This window comes from Streptococcus sp. 1621 (genome assembly GCF_013276615.1).
Lineage (GTDB): Bacteria > Bacillota > Bacilli > Lactobacillales > Streptococcaceae > Streptococcus.
On the sequence record NZ_VMLJ01000023.1, the window covers coordinates 29746 to 48846 of the forward strand.

Annotated in this window: 24 protein-coding genes; 14 read left to right on the plus strand and 10 right to left on the minus strand. The window is 39.2% G+C overall.

Annotated elements, in window-relative coordinates:
- Window positions 1–7: 7 nt before the first annotated feature.
- Window positions 8–538: a hypothetical protein gene (locus HT697_RS05330; RefSeq protein ID WP_001135683.1), complete on the plus strand. Its 531-nt coding sequence runs from the start codon at window positions 8–10 to the stop codon at window positions 536–538.
- Between the two features lie 25 nt (window positions 539–563).
- Here the strand turns inward: HT697_RS05330 and HT697_RS05335 are convergent, their stop codons facing one another.
- The 4 genes from HT697_RS05335 to HT697_RS05350 all read right to left on the minus strand — a co-directional run bounded on the left by HT697_RS05335 (window position 564) and on the right by HT697_RS05350 (window position 1478).
- On the minus strand, window positions 564–704 hold the full coding sequence (locus tag HT697_RS05335) for a hypothetical protein (protein ID WP_000993373.1): 141 nt from the start codon (window positions 702–704) through the stop codon (window positions 564–566).
- Between the two features lie 11 nt (window positions 705–715).
- On the minus strand, window positions 716–913 hold the full coding sequence (locus HT697_RS05340) for a hypothetical protein (RefSeq protein ID WP_001057655.1): 198 nt from the start codon (window positions 911–913) through the stop codon (window positions 716–718).
- 11 nt (window positions 914–924) lie between these two features.
- Window positions 925–1110, minus strand: coding sequence for a helix-turn-helix transcriptional regulator (locus tag HT697_RS05345; RefSeq protein WP_000274132.1), 186 nt, complete (start codon window positions 1108–1110; stop codon window positions 925–927).
- A 137-nt stretch (window positions 1111–1247) separates the two neighbouring features.
- Window positions 1248–1478, minus strand: coding sequence for a hypothetical protein (locus tag HT697_RS05350; protein WP_023938094.1), 231 nt, complete (start codon window positions 1476–1478; stop codon window positions 1248–1250).
- Window positions 1479–1932: 454 nt separating this feature from the next.
- Here HT697_RS05350 and HT697_RS05355 point away from each other — a divergent pair, with 454 nt between their 5' ends.
- The 12 genes from HT697_RS05355 to HT697_RS05410 all read left to right on the plus strand — a co-directional run bounded on the left by HT697_RS05355 (window position 1933) and on the right by HT697_RS05410 (window position 11248).
- The gene (locus HT697_RS05355; RefSeq protein ID WP_173218411.1) at window positions 1933–2727 is read left to right on the plus strand and encodes a S24 family peptidase; all 795 of its coding nucleotides are present in this window, start codon (window positions 1933–1935) and stop codon (window positions 2725–2727) included.
- A gap of 7 nt (window positions 2728–2734) precedes the next feature.
- The gene (locus tag HT697_RS05360) at window positions 2735–3199 is read left to right on the plus strand and encodes a hypothetical protein (protein ID WP_031233729.1); all 465 of its coding nucleotides are present in this window, start codon (window positions 2735–2737) and stop codon (window positions 3197–3199) included.
- Entirely contained in the window at window positions 3192–3980 is a 789-nt protein-coding gene (locus tag HT697_RS05365) for a DUF1828 domain-containing protein (RefSeq protein ID WP_173218409.1), read from the plus strand. Before HT697_RS05360 ends, HT697_RS05365 begins: the two co-directional genes overlap by 8 nt.
- 435 nt (window positions 3981–4415) lie before the next feature.
- On the plus strand, window positions 4416–5012 hold the full coding sequence (locus HT697_RS05370; RefSeq protein WP_173218407.1) for a CD20-like domain-containing protein: 597 nt from the start codon (window positions 4416–4418) through the stop codon (window positions 5010–5012).
- 173 nt (window positions 5013–5185) lie between these two features.
- On the plus strand, window positions 5186–6331 hold the full coding sequence (locus tag HT697_RS05375) for a site-specific integrase (RefSeq protein WP_173218405.1): 1146 nt from the start codon (window positions 5186–5188) through the stop codon (window positions 6329–6331).
- Window positions 6332–6463: 132 nt separating this feature from the next.
- Entirely contained in the window at window positions 6464–7033 is a 570-nt protein-coding gene (locus HT697_RS05380) for a CYTH domain-containing protein (RefSeq protein ID WP_173218403.1), read from the plus strand.
- A 112-nt stretch (window positions 7034–7145) separates the two neighbouring features.
- A complete protein-coding gene (locus tag HT697_RS05385) occupies window positions 7146–8105 on the plus strand; it encodes a ribose-phosphate diphosphokinase (RefSeq protein ID WP_004254210.1) in 960 nt (319 codons plus the stop codon).
- Window positions 8106–8114: 9 nt separating this feature from the next.
- Window positions 8115–9230, plus strand: coding sequence for a cysteine desulfurase family protein (locus HT697_RS05390; RefSeq protein WP_023935874.1), 1116 nt, complete (start codon window positions 8115–8117; stop codon window positions 9228–9230).
- Between the two features lie 4 nt (window positions 9231–9234).
- Complete coding sequence (locus HT697_RS05395; protein ID WP_000863540.1) at window positions 9235–9582, plus strand: DUF1831 domain-containing protein; 348 nt, start codon at window positions 9235–9237, stop codon at window positions 9580–9582.
- Between the two features lie 7 nt (window positions 9583–9589).
- Entirely contained in the window at window positions 9590–9805 is a 216-nt protein-coding gene (locus HT697_RS05400) for a DUF4649 family protein (protein ID WP_173218401.1), read from the plus strand.
- Window positions 9806–9887: 82 nt separating this feature from the next.
- Entirely contained in the window at window positions 9888–10541 is a 654-nt protein-coding gene (locus HT697_RS05405; RefSeq protein ID WP_173262473.1) for a redox-sensing transcriptional repressor Rex, read from the plus strand.
- 17 nt (window positions 10542–10558) lie between these two features.
- Window positions 10559–11248 carry a gamma-glutamyl-gamma-aminobutyrate hydrolase family protein gene (locus tag HT697_RS05410; RefSeq protein ID WP_023935878.1) on the plus strand — a complete coding sequence of 230 codons (690 nt, stop codon included), beginning with the start codon at window positions 10559–10561 and terminating at the stop codon, window positions 11246–11248.
- Here HT697_RS05410 and radC read toward each other — a convergent pair.
- The 6 genes from radC to HT697_RS05440 all read right to left on the minus strand — a co-directional run bounded on the left by radC (window position 11245) and on the right by HT697_RS05440 (window position 18748).
- Window positions 11245–11925 carry a DNA repair protein RadC gene (radC, locus tag HT697_RS05415; protein WP_054392765.1) on the minus strand — a complete coding sequence of 227 codons (681 nt, stop codon included), beginning with the start codon at window positions 11923–11925 and terminating at the stop codon, window positions 11245–11247. The two genes, HT697_RS05410 and radC, sit on opposite strands and share 4 nt — an antisense overlap.
- A gap of 42 nt (window positions 11926–11967) precedes the next feature.
- The gene (pcrA, locus tag HT697_RS05420) at window positions 11968–14259 is read right to left on the minus strand and encodes a DNA helicase PcrA (protein ID WP_173218399.1); all 2292 of its coding nucleotides are present in this window, start codon (window positions 14257–14259) and stop codon (window positions 11968–11970) included.
- Window positions 14260–14775: 516 nt separating this feature from the next.
- Window positions 14776–15636, minus strand: coding sequence for a methionyl aminopeptidase (locus HT697_RS05425; RefSeq protein WP_000631543.1), 861 nt, complete (start codon window positions 15634–15636; stop codon window positions 14776–14778).
- 15 nt (window positions 15637–15651) lie between these two features.
- Window positions 15652–16929 carry a CBS-HotDog domain-containing transcription factor SpxR gene (gene spxR, locus HT697_RS05430; RefSeq protein ID WP_023942527.1) on the minus strand — a complete coding sequence of 426 codons (1278 nt, stop codon included), beginning with the start codon at window positions 16927–16929 and terminating at the stop codon, window positions 15652–15654.
- Window positions 16922–17473 carry a GNAT family N-acetyltransferase gene (locus tag HT697_RS05435; protein ID WP_050390791.1) on the minus strand — a complete coding sequence of 184 codons (552 nt, stop codon included), beginning with the start codon at window positions 17471–17473 and terminating at the stop codon, window positions 16922–16924. Before HT697_RS05435 ends, spxR begins: the two co-directional genes overlap by 8 nt.
- A gap of 15 nt (window positions 17474–17488) precedes the next feature.
- Window positions 17489–18748, minus strand: a complete 1260-nt coding sequence (locus tag HT697_RS05440) for a UDP-N-acetylglucosamine 1-carboxyvinyltransferase (protein WP_173262476.1) — start codon at window positions 18746–18748, stop codon at window positions 17489–17491.
- A gap of 226 nt (window positions 18749–18974) precedes the next feature.
- On the opposite strand from HT697_RS05440, the gene HT697_RS05445 reads away from it, so the two are divergent.
- The coding region (locus HT697_RS05445; protein ID WP_173262480.1) for a helix-turn-helix domain-containing protein at window positions 18975–19101 on the plus strand (127 nt) is incomplete at its 3' end.

The following is a 19101-nucleotide window of genomic DNA, read 5'->3' on the forward strand; positions in this document are numbered from 1 at the left end:
TGATCTAATGCCACAAATCACCAATGATAATGTCCAGATTTGGACACTCTATATCACAGTAATAATTGCAGTTATCGGTTTTGTTTTTAATACCATTTCACTCTGGCAAACAAAGAAAGCTACAGAGGATATGGCAAAGCCTTATATTAATGTTTATGTAGATGTCTATGCAGTTAAAAATCAACAACGTACCTTTGTTTTTAAAAACTTTGGCCAAACTCCAGCATATATAGATAATATTCAGATAGATGGCGAATTGGATCCATTGAATTCTGTACACCGCTTCAACTCACTTATCGGAAATATGATTGCCCCAGGACAAAAATTTACATCATCAATAGACCCAGATTATAAAGGTCGAATTACACTGACAATTACTTACTCCGATAGCAAGAAACACAAATATATAGACAAGTTTGTACTTGATGCTACATTGGCATCTGCAATGTTCTACACTGTAAACGAGAGCAATAAAAGCGATTCTCCAGCTACAGCTATCAGACAATCGACCATGGCTCTATTACGCGATCTACGATAGAACCATCTCCGAGCGATTTTACAGTTCAAACATCACGTAAGAATTCAATTTTTATCTCAACAGTTTCATCGTCAAGTGTATTGGCGATGATTTTATTTTTTGCGTCAATCGCTTCGTTCAAGTCTTTACAAGTTAATTCATAAAATACATTTACATTTGCATTCATCTCTTCCCCTCCTACTCCAGCACCTTACTGCCGACTACCAACCGTTTAACGACAACGTCCATCTCCTTAAACTCGGCATTCTCTGCACAGTAGCGGACGCTCTCACTGATGATGTGACAAATAGATACGCCGTACTCGTTCGCCAGCTCCGTAGCGATCTCCCAGGCATCTCTGTCAATCCGTGTTACTTTTTGCGCTGCGTTGTTCATAGTATTTCCTCCTACAACATATCTTCCACCCTACACCCTAGCGCCTTGGCGATGACCACCGCCTGCGACAGCGTCACTGCCTTCAGGTCGTTCTCGATCCGTGACAAGGTCGTGTAGTCTATCAAGGTTCGCTTGGCAAGCTCACGCAAGCCCAGCTTTTGAGCCGTTCTCAGCTCCCTCATTTTCGCTCCGTACATCGACTTTTTCCTTTCTACTAATAGGTCTTTTCAAAACTGTTGGTACTTGTCAACAGTTTTGATAGAATTATTCTATCGATTTTGAAAAAGTTTGACCTTTTTGACTTTTGTTTGTTTTATCTCTTTTTGAGATATTTTTAACTGAAGAATAAGTCAGTTTCACTCATTCCGAATTTATTAGCAATAATTGCCATTTCATAATCCTGAAAAGGAAACTGACCTTTTTCTTTAAGTTCATACTGACGACGATTTTTTAACCCAATCAAGTCCGCCATGTATAACGTAGTAAGCTCTCTTTTTCTACGTTCTTCCCTTAATCGAATTTTAGGAAGAAGAAATTGAGAACGTATTTTCTCTTTATTTGTCAACAATAATTCTCCTCTCTTATATAAGCCAAGTAATAATGATAACTAGAATAGTTAAGGCAATCAAAGACCAAGTGATAAATTTAGCGGTTTTGTTTTGCATTTTTTCTACCTTGTGCTATAATGAAATTACACAATAGTGGTTGGGGCTTTCGCCCCTTCCACTCTCTTCCTAGAAGAGTTTTGATATAAGATTTACCAGTGCAGAGATTAGATTGATGAGGGCTATTATCAAACCGATCTTGACTTCATTGGTAAGTCTTTTCTTTTTGTGCTTTTTCATTTAGTCCATCCTTTCTGTTGTTTTCCTTGTCTTAAGATTGCCTTTCTCAACCTTACAAGACTATTATATCTCATTTTGAGATATAAGCCAATGATTTTTTATCTCTTTTTGAGATTTTTTTATTTATTTTTTTATCTCATTGTGATATATTATAGGTAGAGAAAGGAAATGTTTATGAATATACTAGGTAATTCTATTAAAGAAATCAGAAAATCTAAGAAAATGACACAAAACGAATTGTCACAGTTGACTGGTTTTAAACAAAATACTATATCCAATCATGAGAACGGCAAACGACAATTAGACGAAACAGATATTAGAATTTATGCTGCTGCTCTCGAAGTTGAGCCACAACAACTATTTAGTCTTTCTAAAGTTACCACCCCCACAGCGTCCCCAGATTCGCTCACACAGCAGATAACGAACAAGGTGGTACAATTAACCCCAGATAATAAAAAAATCGTCCTACGGACTTCTGAGGAGCTTCTGGAGAGACAAAAAGCAAACGGCGAGATGTACATAGAGCAAAACGAAGAAGAAACGAAGATAAACGAAGTATCGGAAGTTATCAGCTTGTACCAAGTTGAGGTTGTATCTGAGACGGCAGCAGCTTCTGGATTTAACTATGGATTTGGTTACGATGATACAGACAGAGAGACTATAGAGGTTGACGAGCAACCACCACGCCACGATATTGCGACTAAGGTCAGCGGAGACTCCATGCAGCCTGACTACCAAGACGGAGATATCCTCTATTTAGTAGACAAGGGACTGACTACCTACAACGGAGATTTGGCAGTTATCGCATATGGAGACCGTTCTTACTTCAAAAAGATCTATACCGAAAACGGACGCTTACGCCTCGTATCACTCAATGACAAGTACGAAGACATCATCCTAGACTTCCCACCAGCCGAAGACACACACATCAAGATCTATGCAGTTATCGGGGTGTATAGAGGGGAGTAAGGAAAAAATGAATTACAACGACTTAAATGATCAGCAGGTACAAGAATTAATTAACAAACTGAAGTACCCCAAAAACGAACTTTCTTTTAATGAAATCCATACTACAATCTCGTCTTTATTTGGTAAAATAGATATAGACGAAGCTATTATTGATGATGATGACATTCAATATATACTTCACATATACAGAGGAAGGATGAATCCTGAGCGCTACAGCATTCATATTAGGTTTAAAAATTCCCATAATCATTTAGTTAGGGTAGACATTAATCCATCTAATAGACATGTGAATCCTGATGACTCAATTGTAGAGGGGAATCACATTCATATATACTCCAATCACTACGATAAAAAGGATAGAGTTGCTATCCCGCTTGAAGATTCTGACTTCCCTAATTTAACTCACATTGTGGACGTATTTTCTGAATTCATCAAATATACACATATCAAGACGGAGGCTGATGATGAATAACTCAAATACACTAAAAAATATATATTTTGATTGGTTATTAAAAGAGTATAAGTTCAATGATCTAGAGAAAAATATAGTAGAAATTAGAACACCGTTTTTAGATAATGATTTTGATCATATCATCCTATATGCTGAGTTTTTATCAGATGGTAGGGTCACACTCACAGATGACGGATGGACCATTAACAATTTAAAAAGTCACGGCGTTAGTTTCTCAAATCGTTCAACATACAAAAATAACTTACTAAATACAATCGTAAACAATTTAGGTACGAGAGCTGAAAATGGAGAGTTGTTTATCACAACCAGCCTCGAAAAATTCCCACTTGCAAAGCAACGGTTGCTCCAAACTATTATGCAGGTGAATGATATGATAGTCTTACGAGATACAACAATTAAAAATGTTTTCCATGACGAAATAGAAAACACCTTAGTACAGAGAGAGGTTCTTTTTACAAGAAGGCCGTCTTATTCAGGTAAAGAGGGGATAACTGTGCAATTTGACTTCGCAATTCCCACAATCAAAAAAGAAAGACTTGTAAGGACTATTTCAAACGGAAATGATCTCAACAGGGCTAAATTACTCGCAATGGATACACGTATTTTACAGAACCATAAAGATAACGTTGAATATATTGCTGTAGTCGACGATATACACCATAGATTTGATAAAGTGGCAGAAACCCTAGCGGTATTTAACGAAAATAGCAAAGATAAAATAATATTGTTATCTCATAAAGATATCTTAGAAAATTCTCTTTTATTATCAAATGTGATATAAAAAATCCCCGCACTCGGCAATAGTCCCCCATATCCAAGAAGTCTATTGTGCAAAATTGATATTTTTTGAAAATTATATTACAATACAGCTATCAGGAGTTTAGCTCCATAAAGTTTAGGTTTGGATTTTAGATCCATATCGTGATGGTAGCCGTATTTGATACGGCTACTTTTCTTTTCATATTCTAGTAAACATAAGTCGTTAAAATAAGTTGACGTTTGACAGAAATTAAAAAAAGAAATACACTAAGAATGTAAAAAAGCCTTGTTCGTCAAGGATAAAATCGTCTGGTGTACTTCTAAGAGGTACACCTTATTTTATTATCTGACGAGCTGCCAACTGTTTCCATTTTGGAAATAGTTGGCATGTAAAAAACAGAAATAAAAATATGTGCAATAACTGATCCACACTAAAAGCTGATAGAGAGGTTTCATTATGAAACAAGAACGCAAAGTTTTAGGTATTTTAGCTATTATTTTTGGAGCAATTGCTCTACTTGGCTCATGGATGCCTATCATCAATAATTTTTCATTCATTCTAGCTATTTTAGCTCTTATCTTCGGTTTAATTGGTTTTGCAGTAAATCGAAAAAGACCAAAAACACTAGCTATTATTGGGACGGTTCTAGCAGTCGTGTCTATTGCTATTGTATTAGTAACTCAAGCAATGTACGCTAAATCATTGAAAGAACTAGGTAAAAACATTGAAGAGACTGTTAGCTCTGTAAGTTCTTCTATCGAATCATCTCAAAAAGAGGAAGATGCTAAATTTAACTGGACAAAAGAACAGTTTGATACGCTTCAAGTTGGTGATATTATCAACTATGGAGCTGGTGGAACTAACTACGATGACGTTGCTAGCGTTCACGGAGAACCTAACAATGTGACAACTAGTTCAGTAAATGACCACGACAGCAAGACAGTATCATATACTTCTACTGGTAGCAAATATAAGAGCGTTATTCTTTCGTTTTCAAAACAAGACGACGGTTCTTTCTTGTTGACTTCTAAAATCAGCTCAGGTCTAGAGTAAAAAAGACAACAAAAAATCCCCACACTCTCCATCGCCAAACTTTGAGTGTGAGGATTCAACTTTCCATCAAGCAAGCAATGGAAAGGATGATAAAAAAATACAACTATAGTTTATCATAAGTTCTACACCTTTTCAACTATGCGGGCAAGCAATCGAAAAGAAAGGACTTTTTTATGATAAAAAAATACATCACAAAAAAAGGAGAGACTAGATATCTCTTTCAAACATATTTGGGCATAGACCCTGCTACTGGAAAAGAAAAACGCACAACAAGACGTGGTTTTAAAACCATTAAAGAGGCAAAGGCTGCCGAACGTGACCTTCTCTTAGATGTTGAAGAGAACGGTTTTTCAAACAATGAAGATTTTCAGAACCCTACTTTCGCTGAAGTTGCTGAGTTATGGCTTGATAGCTATAAGAGCACTGTGAAACCAACAACCTATCAGAACGTTAAGAAAAAACTTGATGTTATGATTGACTTGTATTTTACAGATATGAAAATCCAGCAGATCAGTGTAGCTTATTGTCAAAAGGTTGCTATCCAGTTAAGTAATCGCTATATCCTCTATGCTAATTACTACTCTGTAATCAGCCGTATTTTCAAGTATGCCGTTTCTCTTGACATCATTAAGTTAAATCCCTTAGACAAGATTATCAAGCCTAAAAATAGACCCTTAAAGGCCAAAGAGAACCACTATACAAAACAGGAGCTAACGGAGTTTCTTAAAGTTTGCAGAGTAGATTGTAAGCCTGTAGAGTATACCTTTTATCACTTACTAGCTTTTACTGGTTTGAGATGTGGTGAGGCTCTTGGGCTCATGTGGTCAGATGTTGACTTTGAAAATAAACGATTAAGCATTTCTCGAACAGCTGTCGTTGTTAATAAAAAACAAACTGTTCAGGGCCCTAAAACCAAAATGAGTAAGAGGGTTATCACTTTAGATGATGAAACTCTAAATATATTAAAAATCTGGAAGCGTCAGCAGATAAAAGAATATTTTCGGGCTGGCGTACCTTACAAACATGATTCGAATTATATCTTTACGAATAGTTTCGGAGGATGGATTTCTCCTTCAGCTGTGAAAGAGAGACTTAGAAGATTCTTTTGTGAACATAAGGATGTCAAAAAAATCACTCCTCACGGTTTCAGGCACACACACGCTTCTCTCCTCTTTGAAGCAGGTGTTACAGCTAAAATCATTTCGGACAGATTAGGTCATAACAATGTTCAAACCACCCTTGATATGTATACCCACATCAATGATAATCAACGTTTTGAAGTCGTCGATCAACTCATGGATTTCATCCGCTCCAGCTAAAAGTCATGCCGTATTCAATCTCGTATTCACTTTTGGTTGACATGCTAGAAACCCACTGATTTCAAGGGACTAGGAAGCTGTGAGCAGTTTATACCATAATCCGCTTTCATAGATAAAGAAAAGGTAAGAAAAATGAAACATTTAGAAATTGAATTGAAAACACTCTTGAAAAAAGATGAGTATGATCGTCTAAAAGACCAGTTCACAGGTGTCACTTCTGTTCTTCAAAAAAATTACTACATCGACACACCTGATTTTGAGCTGCGAGAAAAGAAAGTTGCTATGCGCATTCGAACCTTTGAAGACTGGGCAGAATTGACACTCAAAGTCCCACAAAGTGTTGGGAACATGGAATACAACCAAAAATTGCAACTAAAAGATGCTGAGAACTATCTGAGTAAGGAAGAACTTCCTCAAGGGCTGGTTCTTGATGAATTGGCTAAACATGGTATCCAAACTAGTGAATGGCAGGTTCTTGGTTGTCTAACAACGCTTCGCTATGAAATGCAAACAGCTATCGGTCTCATGGCTCTGGATGAAAGTCAATACTTTGATATGACGGATTACGAATTGGAGCTTGAAGTGGAAAATCACGAGCAAGGCAAACAGGATTTCCAACAATTTTTAGAGAAAAATCAGATTTCCTATCAAAAAGCTCCTTCAAAATTGGTTCGATTTGTCAAAAGTATGAAAAATAGCTGAAATAATCTCCATTTTTTGGTAAAATAGAAAAGATAAAAATACAAAAATCCCAGTTCATATATGTAAGGCAAATATCACTAGGATTTATAAAGTTTACAGAGGACGGTCTATAATGTCAGATAGAAAAAACATGAAACTTTTCGCACTCAACTCTAACCAAGAGATTGCACAGAAAATTGCCCAAGCTGTTGGTGTCCCACTTGGAAAACTATCATCACGTCAATTTTCAGACGGAGAAATCCAAGTAAATATCGAAGAAAGTGTCCGTGGTTATGATGTGTACATCATCCAATCAACAAGTTTCCCTGTTAACAACCACCTAATGGAATTGCTTATCATGGTCGACGCTTGTGTGCGCGCAAGTGCCCACAGTATCAACGTTGTCCTTCCATATTTTGGCTATGCACGTCAAGACCGCATTGCTTCACCACGTGAGCCACTTACAGCTAAACTAGTTGCTAATATGCTAGTTAAGGCTGGGGTTGATCGTATCCTGACTCTTGATTTGCATGCCGTTCAGGTTCAAGGTTTCTTTGATATTCCAGTGGATAATCTTTTCACTGTTCCCCTATTTGCAAAACACTATTGCGATAAGGGCCTCCTTGGCTCAGATGTTGTTGTCGTCAGCCCTAAAAATTCAGGTGTCAAACGTGCTCGTAGCTTGGCTGAGTATCTTGATGCTCCTATCGCCATTATCGATTACCCTCAAGACGATGCAACTCGTAACGAAGGTTACATTATTGGTGATGTTGAAGGTAAGAAAGCCATCTTGATTGATGATATTCTTAACACAGGACGTACCTTCTCTGAAGCTGCTAAAATCGTTGAACGTGAAGGGGCTACAGAAATTTATGCTGTTTCTAGCCACGGTCTCTTCGTCGAAGGAGCTGCTGAACTTCTTGACAATACTAAGATTAAAGAAATTCTTGTGACTGATTCAGTAGCAACAAAAGAAAAAACTCCTAAAAACGTATGCTACATCACTGCTAGTGAGTTAATTGGTGATGCCATCGTCCGTATCCACGAAAGAAAACCAGTCAGCCCACTCTTTGCCTACAACAAAAAGAAATAAGGTGATTCTTTGATTTATTTGGACAATGCTGCGACAACTCCTATGTCAGCAGTTGCTATTTCAGCTATGACCAAGGTGATGCAAGAAACCTACGGCAACCCTTCTAGTATTCATGGTCATGGTCGTCAAGCTGGTAAACTCTTACGAGAAGCCCGTCAGGAACTAGCCCAGTTACTGGGGACAAAACCTCAACATATCTTTTTCACTTCTGGTGGGACTGAAGGCAACAATACTGCTATCATTGGCTACTGCCTTCGTCACCAAGAACAAGGAAAACATATCATCACAACTGCCATTGAACACCATGCTGTCCTTGAAACCATTGATTACTTGGTTCAACACTTTGGGTTTGAAGCAACCATTATTCAACCAGAAAATCAAGAAATCACAGCCCAGCAAATTCAAGAGGCCTTACGTGACGATACGATTTTGGTTTCTACCATGTTTGCCAATAATGAGACTGGAAACCTACTGCCCATTGCTGAAATTGGCCAAATACTCAAGCAACACCCAGCCGCCTATCATGTCGATGCAGTTCAGGCTATTGGTAAAATCCCTATACACCCAGAAGAATTGGGCATTGATTTTCTCACTGCTTCTGCCCACAAGTTCCATGGTCCTAAGGGAATCGGCTTTCTCTACGCATCTAGCATGGATTTTGATTCCTATCTACATGGCGGAGACCAAGAACAGAAAAAACGTGCAGGAACTGAAAATTTAGCTGCTATCGTAGGCATGATTGCAGCCCTAAAAGAGGACCTAGAACAGCAAGAAGAACATTTTCAACATGTACAAAATCTAGAAACTGCCTTTCTGGCAGAGCTAGAGGGTATTCAATATTACTTGAACAGAGGAGACCATCATCTCCCTTATGTCCTCAATATTGGATTTCCTGGCCAGAAAAACGACCTCTTACTCCTTCGTCTAGATTTAGCTGGAATTTCAATCTCTACTGGCTCAGCCTGTACGGCAGGCATTGTCCAATCCAGCCATGTTCTTGAAGCTATGTACGGAGCAAATTCAGAACGCTTGAAGGAATCCGTTCGTATCAGTTTGTCGCCACAAAATACCGTTGAAGACCTACAAACCCTCGCAAAAAACTTAAAAGAAATTATCGGAGGTTAGCCATATGGCATTTGAAAAAACCATTCAGTTAAAAAATTGTCGTTACGACTACACTCTTAGCCCTTCTGTTAAAAAATTCACCCTCAAAGATAACACCTTTTTTGAGACAAAAGTTGGTAACTATGAACTGACTCGCCTTTTGGAAAAAGTGCCAAACAGCGGTGAAGGATTCCAACTCAAAATCATCATTAACAAGGAACTTACAGGGGCTAAAATCAATATCACTGACAAGTTTGGCCTTCGTCTGGTTGATATTTTCAAATCAGAAGACCACCACATTCATCAGGAAAAATTCTATTTCCTCATGGATAGCTTGGTAGAACGTGGTGTCTTCACAAAATCGGAAAGATAGGTCCCATATGTTTGAACTGACCTATAAGGACAGCTATCATGTAGAGCGCACTCTCAAGTATGAGGATTACGAGGCTCTCATGCTGGCTCTATCAGGATGTGTGACTCTGCCAGATACACTTTATGTAACTTCTTTGACCTTTCAAGAGCAGGAAGTTTACCAAGGACTGGTCGGAGACCTCTACCGTTTTCTATCACATGCAGATTTTTTACATCAAAACTAAGATTTTTCTTAGTTTTTTCTTGTTTTTGTTGATTTTTTCACAATGTTTCTATAAAATAGAAGAATAGAAAGGTTGTGATTTTGTGAAAGATAAACAGTCTGCTATTCCAAAAGCTACAGCGAAAAGACTCTCTCTCTACTATCGAATTTTTAAGAGATTTCATGCAGAAAAGATTGAACGTGCCAACTCTAAGCAAATTGCAGAGGCTATCGGTATTGATTCAGCGACCGTACGTCGGGATTTTTCCTATTTTGGTGAACTAGGTCGTCGTGGTTTTGGCTATGATGTTAAAAAACTGATGACGTTTTTTGCCGATTTACTCAATGATAACTCTATTACCAATGTCATGCTGGTTGGTATTGGAAATATGGGCCATGCCCTTCTCCACTACCGCTTCCACGAGCGTAACAAGATGAAGATTATCATGGCCTTTGACCTGGATGACCATCCTGAAGTCGGTAGCCAAACTCCTGATGGGATTCCCATTTACGGAATTTCTCAAATCAAGGATAAAATCAAGGATAAAATCAAGGATGCTGATGTCAAAACTGCTATCCTGACCGTTCCCAGCGTCAAGTCACAAGAGGTTGCCAATCTCTTGGTGGATGCTGGCGTGAAAGGAATTCTCAGTTTTTCACCAGTCCATCTGCATTTACCAAAGGACGTGGTCGTTCAGTATGTCGATTTGACAAGTGAACTCCAAACCCTCCTCTATTTCATGAGAAAAGAGGATTAGAAAGCGAAAATCATTTTATGAAAAAACCAGTTATAGGGATTACAGGAAACGAAAAAACTCATCCAGATGATGACATCATGATGAGCTACGCAGCAAAAGGCTTTGTTGAAGGCGTTAAAGACGCTGGAGGGATTCCCATCATCCTACCGATTGGTGATCAAGAAATGGCCTGCCACTATATCAGTATGATTGACAAGCTCATCTTGACAGGTGGGCAAAATGTTGATCCAAAATTCTATGGTGAACCAAAAACTATTGATAGCGATGACTACCACCTTCAAAGAGATATATTCGAACTAGCCCTCATCAAGGAAGCTATCAAACAGCAAAAGCCGATTTTCTCTGTCTGTCGTGGGACTCAGCTTTTTAACGTTGCCATGGGTGGAACTTTGTACCAAGATATAGAAGACCACTGGCAGGATTGTTCTGCCGAATACACAACTCAACGCTTGGTGACAGAACCAAATACTGTTCTTCGAGAAATCTATGGAGAAATCTCCCATATCAACTCCTTCCACCACCAGAGCATCAAGGATTTAGCACCAAATTTAAAGATTGCGGCTCATGATCCTAAAGATGGTATTATAGAAGCTGTTATGAGTACGGATGATGTCGCCTTTCTCGGTGTCCAATGGCATCCAGAATTTCTATTTGAAAATCGTCCCAAGGATAAAAATCTCTTTGATTATGTCGTTAATGAACTTTAGATTAAATCCGTCTTTTCACGGTAACTAAAGTAACTAGATTGTGAGACAATCAAATGGTCCAAGAGGACAATCCCCATCAGTTCGCAGGCTTCTTTGACAAGTTTAGTGACATGATCATCATTTCGGCTAGGCGCTACCGCTCCTGAAGGATGATTGTGAACCAAGATGAGAGAAGTCGCCATATGCTTGATTGCATAGTGAAGGATCTCTCGCGGCTCAGCGATACTACGAGTGGCAGAACCGATAAAAATGGTCTGTTGATGGATGATTTGATTTTGAGTATTGAGATAGAGCGCCACCAGGTGCTCTTGTTTTTTGTCCCCTAATTCCTGTTGCATCTTCTTGGCCAACTTTTGACTACTGAGAATACTTTCCATTTCAAGGGTCTCGTATTTGTGAATACGATGCCCCAATTCAATCATAGCTTGCAACTCTATAGCCTTAACACGACCGATACCAGACAGACTCTGCAATTCCTGCAGGGTCATTTTTTTCAAATCCGTTAGGCTTGAAAGATTGCTCAAGACTTTCTGGGCAATTTCAAAAACGCTGGCTTGACGTGTTCCTGTCCTAAGTAAAATAGCTAGCAACTCTTGATTACTGAGCGCTTCAACTCCTTCCTTGGCCAGTCTTTCTCTTGGCAATAATGAATCTTCTTGAAATGAAATACTGTACATAAAAATCCTCCTCACTTTATTATTCGTGAGAAGGATGAAAAATTAGATTTTTTTCTCAATTGGAGCCACACTGGCTAAAAGTTTTTTCAAACCTACTTCTGGGAAATTGATTTTCAATTCCTGCGTAGCACCACTACCTGAAACTTCCAGAACGGTTCCCTCTCCCCACTTCTTGTGGAGGGCAATATCACCAATGGACCAATTTGTCTCACTAGACGCTGATTTTGCGCCAGCTGTAAATTGACCAAATGGGAGACCGCTTGATTGGATAGTTCTTGGGGCGGCACTACGTTTACGGTCTTGAAGAGCTTGAGCCAGACTCATACCTTGACCGAAGGCAAGACCACCACTGCTATATGATGCCTTAAAGCTTGCATTGGCTGGACGGGCCAATCCTTGATACTCAAGCAAGTCTGAACTAATTTCATTAATAAAACGAGTCGGACGGTTGTAGTTGGTACGACCGAAAAGCAGGCGCGAGTTGGCATTGGTCAGATAGAGAATTTTCTCTGCACGCGTAATTCCTACATAGGCTAGACGGCGCTCTTCTTCTAGTTCATCTTGATCTTCAGCTGCACGGCTAAGCGGGAAGACATTTTCTTCCATCCCAATCAAAAATACAACTGGAAACTCTAGACCTTTGGCAGCATGCAGGGTCATCAAGGTCACTTCTGATGTCTCCTGACTACCTGAATCTGTGTCGGCAATCAAGGCCAAGTCATTTAAGAAACGACTCAGTTTGTCCAGACCAGTTTCTTCTTCTGCCACATCAGAGGTGTCATCAAAGTTTTTTGTCACAGAAAGGAACTCTTCGATATTTTCAACCCGAGCCTTGCTTTCTAGAGTTGCTTGGGCATTAAGAATATCGACGTATCCTGTTTTTTCTAGAACAGCCTCAACCAACTCTGTAATAGTTAAGTGATCTAGCTGCTCTCGTAAATCTAGAATCATATTGGCAAAATCCCAGATAGACTGAGATACCTTACCCTTGATACCAGATAACATGATATTAGCTGAAGCATCTAACATAGACATGTCTTGCATATTCGCAAAATCACGGATTTTCTCAACAGTACCTGGGCCAATTCCACGTTTAGGCTCGTTAATAATACGTTCAAAACTAATATTATCACTCAAATTAGCAATAAGGTTGAGGTAGGCAATAATATCACGAATTTCCTTACGGCTGTAGAACTTGGTCCCTCCGACCATTGTATAAGGGATATTTGACTTGAGCAGGGCTTCTTCAATGGTACGAGACTGCGCATTTGTACGATAGAGAACTGCAAAATCCTTGTGAAGAAAGTTTTGACTGCGACTAAGTTCATCGATGGTTCTGGCTACAAATACAGCCTCATCTAGCTCATCATCGGCACGATAGTAAACGATTTGTTCCCCATCAGCGTTTTGGGTCCAGAGATTCTTAGGACGGCGGTTTTTATTGTTTTGAATAACCTCATTGGCCGCTTGGAGAATAGTTTTGGTTGAACGGTAATTCTCCTCCAACAAAACAACCTTGGCTTGAGGATAATCTTTCTCGAAGTCCAAGATATTCTGCATATCAGCACCACGCCAACCGTAGATAGACTGGTCCGCATCTCCAACAACACAGATATTTTTAAAACGGGAAGCCAAGAGTTTGACCAATTGGTACTGAGCATGGTTGGTATCTTGGTACTCATCAACGTGGATGTATTGGAATTTCTGTTGATAATAAGTCAAAACATCAGGATTTTGATCAAAGAGACGCAGGGTCAGCATAATCAAATCATCAAAGTCAACCGACTCCGACTGACGCAGTTCTTTCTGATAGGCTGTATAACACTGGGCCACAATTTGCGTGTACATATCGCCAGCTTGGGCAGCATAAGCCACATCATCAATCAAGTCATTCTTGGCATTGGAAATAGTCCCCAAGATGCTCCGTTCATTCCATTTTTTCGGATCCAAGTTTAACTGCTTAAGAATGCGTTTCATAAGAGTTCGCTGTTCACCAGGATCCACAATAGTAAAATTACGGTTGTAGCCAATATGATCCGCATCACGACGCAGAATACGAACACACATGGAGTGAAAAGTCGCAATCAGACAGTCCTGAGTGGCTGGATTGAGGTTATAAGCACGCTCTTTCATCTCACGCGCAGCCTTATTAGTAAAGGTAATGGCCAAGATATTCCAAGGATTGACCAGCTTTTCATCAATCAGATAAGCAATGCGGTGGGTCAAAACTCGAGTCTTTCCAGAACCAGCCCCCGCCATGATCAACAAGGGACCTTCTGTCGTTTGTACCGCCTCAGCCTGACGGTCATTCATTCCATTTAATAATGCGTTCATCTTCTCTTCCTTACTCTTGAAGTCAATATTTCTATTATATCAGAATTCAGGGAAAATAGAAACTTTACGGGGAGTAGCAAAATATAGTGGATTGAAACTAGAATACTACACTGTGGGTTTCTAAAACACTCGACTCTTTCACTCAATTTTTTCATAAACTAGCTCAATACCTCAATATAAAAAAGTAAATTTAAGATTGGCAATACGAACGTTAAACAGAATTCCATTTATCTTTTTAAAACCAAAACAACGATATCGTAAAACCTCTACACGAACAATAGATTGCGACACTAAAATATTCTCCCCTAGTTTTGCTTTACTAATAGTATATAGGAGGAAAGCCCTGAATCCTAGATCCTCTGTTATGATGTGGTTACAAACAGAGTTGAAAAAAATCTTAAAATCAGAAAAACGCATTATACCAGGTACTTAAAGCTTGATACAATGCGTTTTATTATAAAAAGATCTACTAGATTTTTTATCAAAATAAACTTCCAGTAGTCTTTTCACTTTTTATTAATAAGTCCCTTCTTCACCTTGACTAGTCAAAATAACAGGTCCATCTTTCGTAATGACAAATTGGTGTTCATACTGACATGACAATCCACCGTCAATGGTCTTATGGGCCCAACCAGTCTTCATATCTGTATCAATTTCCCAGTCACCTGTATTGATCATTGGTTCAATAGTCAAGACCATTCCTTCACGAAGACGGAGTCCTCGACCTGCAATACCATAGTTCGGAACCATTGGTTCTTCATGCATGGTTGGGCCAACACCATGACCAACCAAATCACGCACTACACCGTATCCACGACTTTCAGCATATTCTTGAATAGCTGCTCCAATATCACCAATACGATTTCCAACAACAGCTTGCTCAATACCCTTGTACATAGCTTCTTTGGTTACATCCATCAAGTTTTTCACTTCTTCGGACGGTGTACCTACAGCATAAGCCCAACAAGAGTCTGCCAGACCACCAGAATAGCTCTGAGTGTATTTTTTCATTTGCTCAACATTGTTGAAGTTTAATTTTGAGACATTCAAATCAGATTTAGCAATTGGGCCTCCCAAAACCATATCAACTTTGAGCAAATCACCATCTTTCAAGATATAGTGACGAGGGAAAGCGTGAGCTACTTCATCGTTAAGAGAGCAACAGGTAGCATAAGGATAGTCCATCATTGCACCGTCAACCCCAATCTGAAGCGGAAGGAAATTTTCTTCCTTACAACGACGGCGGACATACTCTTCAACTTCCCACATATCTACGCCAGGCTTAATCAAATCACGTAAGCCGATATGAATACTTGCTAGAAAATCACCGGCCTTATCCATAGCTTCGATTTCACGAGCTGATTTTAATGTTATCATTTTTTCTCCTAGTTTCTAATTAATTTTAACGGTTACATTTGCTTTTGAAACAATCTGGTGACCATGATAAATATCGTAGTCAATAATAGCTGATCGTCTCGTATGATGAATAATCCGTGCTTGAATGCGCAGTATATCATCTATCTGAACAGCCTGCAAAAAGTAGATCAGCATTTGCTCGATAATGAGATTGCGGCCACTATTCACAACCAAATCTTGGGTCATGTGAGTCAGTATCTCCGCCAATACACCGTTAGCTAAAACACCGTTTTTCTCAAGCATAAAGGGTTCCACTGTAATCACTACTTCATCATGGTGATAAGAAAGTTTTTGTCCAATCTGCTCAGAAAAAGTCGGTAGAGCCGAAACTTGGGAACGGCTCATCTTCTCCATGACATCTCGTCGTGTCACAACTCCAAGCAAGGTTTGATTATTCCGAACAACTGGTACCATTTCAAAGTCTTCAGCAATCATCCGTTGACTAACATTGGCAATATTTGTCGATAATCCAACTAAAAATAGACTACGCGACATAACCTTGTCAATTGTGGTACTTGGTGACTTATCGCCCGCATCTCTCATAGTTACAACTCCAACGACAACCTGATGTTGGTTAATAACTGGAAAACGACTGCTTCGATTCTTACGAACTAAGTCCAAATAATCTTTAACAGTGTCTGTCTCTCTCAGAAAACCATACTCATGACTTGGACGATAAAGCTTCTCAACTGTCAAAATATCAGTCTTGATTTGGACATTTGACAAGGCTTTATTGATCATGGTCGCGACAGTGAAAGTGTCGTGCTTGCTTCTCAGAACAGGAATTCCTTTTTGATTGGCCAGTTTAAGAACATCATCATGAACCTGAAATCCACCTGTAACCAGAACGGCATTTTCATTTTCAAGTGCTAACAGTTGGATACGGGTACGGTCTCCGACAATCAAGAGTCCCCCATCATGAAGGTAGGACAGGATATTTTGTTCAGTCATAGCACCGATTGAAAACTTACTAAATTCTCTCTCTAAACCTTCTTGCCCAGCCAGAACCTCAGAAGAAGTCACTTCTGCAATTTCAGCAAAAGTTAATCTTTCAATCGCAACTTTCTGGGATTTGACGCGGATAGTACCACTTCTTGGTCGAGTCTCCACAATTCCACGGTTTTCAGCTTCTTTAATGGCCCGATAGGCTGTTCCATCACTAACTCCTAGATGGTTGGAAATGCTACGAACACTGACCCTTTTACCTACTGGTAATTCTTCCAAATAGCTTAGAATTTCCTGATGCTTACTCATTGAATTCTCCTTTTACATACCGAAATTCAAGATAATCCCGCATTTTTCTTGTGTAGCGATCACTTCCTTTAAACTGACGAAACAAACGGAATCCAGACTTAAGAGCAACCCGTTGGCTAGCTTCATTTTCAAGGTGGGTAATGATGGATAATTGTTTTAAGCCAAATTCCTCAAAAGAAAGTTGACAAATTTTTCTAACAACCTCTGTCATAAATCCTTGCGACCAAGCATCTTTTCTCAAAAAATAGCCAAGCTCAGCTTCTTTTTTGATTTCATCTAACTTTTCAAACTTAACAGAACCAATCATTTTTTCAGTTTTCTTGTCACAAATAGCCCATACTCCCAAAGGGGACTTCATAAAGTAATTGGCCAACGCATATTGACTCTCTTCCAGACTTGCCTGAGTCGGGAAAATAAATTGAAGATTTTCTGGATTCGAAGCTATCTCATGGAAGTCCTGACTATCACTAAAAAAGAAAGGACGCAAATACAAGCGATCCGTTTCAAAAAAAGAAAACATTGCTAATTTGGTCCAAATATTCATAAACACCTCTACGGTTTAATCCTCAACAAGTGTAATATCCGCTCCTAGATTACGTAATTTTTCAATAATATCTGAATATCCACGTAAGATAAACTCGATATTTGTAATTTCAGTTTGTCCCTCGGCCATCAAACCAGCAATAACCAAAGCTGCACCAGCTCTTAAGTCGGTCGCTTTAACACTGGCTCCACGCAAATTACGTCCACCCGTGTACAAAATATGACCATTTGTTGTCGAAATATCCGCATCCATCTTTGCTAGTTCAAAAACATGATTTACACGTTTTTCGTAAATCGTATCAACAATTGTACCACGACCATTCGCTCTTAGTAAAAGAGGGGTAATCGGTTGTTGCAAATCAGTTGCAAAGCCTGGGTAAGGAGCTGTCTTAATATTGATTGCTTTCAAATTAGACTGCTCTTCGACAAAAATGCTGTCTTCAGATACAGTCATTCTCACTCCCATTTCTTCCAGCTTAGCAATAAATCCTTCTAGGTGTTCGTAAAGAACATTATTTATACGAATTCCTTTACCAACTGCAGCAGCTAAGGAAATATATGTTCCAGCTTCAATGCGGTCTGGAATCACCTGATGACGGGTTCCATGTAATTTGTCAACACCATCAATAATGATGATATTGGTTCCTGCCCCACGGATATGGGCACCCATATTATTCAAGAGGGTAGCTACATCAATAATCTCAGGCTCACGGGCTGCATTTTCAATAATAGTACGACCATTCGCTTTAACCGCAGCAATCATCGTATTGATCGTTGCCCCTACACTAACCGTATCCATGTAGATACTTGCACCATGAAGTCCTGTATCTTTAGCAGATAACTTCATGTTATCTCCCTCGTAGCTAACAGTGGCACCCATAGCTTCAAACGCCTTAAGGTGTAAGTCAATCGGACGAGGACCAAGATCACATCCTCCCGGTAGACCAACTGTCGCTTCACCAAAACGACCCAAAAGGCTCCCATAAAAATAGTAAGATGCACGAAGACTGTTGATTTTTCCATAAGGCATTGGAATATTTTGAACACCTCTTGGGTCAATCTCCAATACATCGTCATAACGCTTAACAGTAGCTCCCATCAATTCCATGATTTCGACAAGACTGGCTACATCCGAAATATCTGGAACGCAATCCAAAGTCACCACATCATCAGCCAAGATAATAGCCGGAATTAAGGCTACAACACTATTTTTAGCACCACTAATAGTGATTTCACCTTGCAGTGGTAATCCACCATTGATAACAATTTTTCTCATTCTAAGTTTTTAATACTCTTTCAAGATTTCTAATAAGGTCTTTAAAATAAATTATATCATAAATGCAACCTTTTTTCCATTCTTTTCAATTTTATTGGATAAATCAAAGTTGACGGTAACTTCTCAAAGTAACTTCCACTTACCTAACCGAAGTGGAAATTAGTCTCAAACGGATTTTTATGGTGGAATTAAGTGTGAGACGTTTGAGTTAGAAATGAGGTCTACTATGACAAAACATAAACACCTTACCCTTTCAGACCGCAATGATATCCAATTGGGCTTAGAGCGCGGTGAAACCTTCAAAGCTATCGGGCAACTTATTCTAAAAGACCCTACTACTGTTTCTAAAGAAG

Excerpts from the sequence above, each read along its gene's own strand:
- HT697_RS05330 (WP_001135683.1), top strand. The coding sequence starts at position 8 with ATGCCACAAATCACCAATGATAATGTCCAGATTTGGACACTCTATATC.
- HT697_RS05335 (WP_000993373.1), bottom strand. The coding sequence starts at position 704 with ATGAATGCAAATGTAAATGTATTTTATGAATTAACTTGTAAAGACTTG.
- HT697_RS05340 (WP_001057655.1), bottom strand. The coding sequence starts at position 913 with ATGAACAACGCAGCGCAAAAAGTAACACGGATTGACAGAGATGCCTGG.
- HT697_RS05345 (WP_000274132.1), bottom strand. The coding sequence starts at position 1,110 with ATGTACGGAGCGAAAATGAGGGAGCTGAGAACGGCTCAAAAGCTGGGC.
- HT697_RS05355 (WP_173218411.1), top strand. The coding sequence starts at position 1,933 with ATGAATATACTAGGTAATTCTATTAAAGAAATCAGAAAATCTAAGAAA.
- HT697_RS05360 (WP_031233729.1), top strand. The coding sequence starts at position 2,735 with ATGAATTACAACGACTTAAATGATCAGCAGGTACAAGAATTAATTAAC.
- HT697_RS05365 (WP_173218409.1), top strand. The coding sequence starts at position 3,192 with ATGAATAACTCAAATACACTAAAAAATATATATTTTGATTGGTTATTA.
- HT697_RS05370 (WP_173218407.1), top strand. The coding sequence starts at position 4,416 with ATGAAACAAGAACGCAAAGTTTTAGGTATTTTAGCTATTATTTTTGGA.
- HT697_RS05375 (WP_173218405.1), top strand. The coding sequence starts at position 5,186 with ATGATAAAAAAATACATCACAAAAAAAGGAGAGACTAGATATCTCTTT.
- HT697_RS05380 (WP_173218403.1), top strand. The coding sequence starts at position 6,464 with ATGAAACATTTAGAAATTGAATTGAAAACACTCTTGAAAAAAGATGAG.
- HT697_RS05385 (WP_004254210.1), top strand. The coding sequence starts at position 7,146 with ATGTCAGATAGAAAAAACATGAAACTTTTCGCACTCAACTCTAACCAA.
- HT697_RS05395 (WP_000863540.1), top strand. The coding sequence starts at position 9,235 with ATGGCATTTGAAAAAACCATTCAGTTAAAAAATTGTCGTTACGACTAC.
- HT697_RS05400 (WP_173218401.1), top strand. The coding sequence starts at position 9,590 with ATGTTTGAACTGACCTATAAGGACAGCTATCATGTAGAGCGCACTCTC.
- HT697_RS05410 (WP_023935878.1), top strand. The coding sequence starts at position 10,559 with ATGAAAAAACCAGTTATAGGGATTACAGGAAACGAAAAAACTCATCCA.
- radC (WP_054392765.1), bottom strand. The coding sequence starts at position 11,925 with ATGTACAGTATTTCATTTCAAGAAGATTCATTATTGCCAAGAGAAAGA.
- pcrA (WP_173218399.1), bottom strand. The coding sequence starts at position 14,259 with ATGAACGCATTATTAAATGGAATGAATGACCGTCAGGCTGAGGCGGTA.
- HT697_RS05425 (WP_000631543.1), bottom strand. The coding sequence starts at position 15,636 with ATGATAACATTAAAATCAGCTCGTGAAATCGAAGCTATGGATAAGGCC.
- spxR (WP_023942527.1), bottom strand. The coding sequence starts at position 16,929 with ATGAGTAAGCATCAGGAAATTCTAAGCTATTTGGAAGAATTACCAGTA.
- HT697_RS05435 (WP_050390791.1), bottom strand. The coding sequence starts at position 17,473 with ATGAATATTTGGACCAAATTAGCAATGTTTTCTTTTTTTGAAACGGAT.
- HT697_RS05440 (WP_173262476.1), bottom strand. The coding sequence starts at position 18,748 with ATGAGAAAAATTGTTATCAATGGTGGATTACCACTGCAAGGTGAAATC.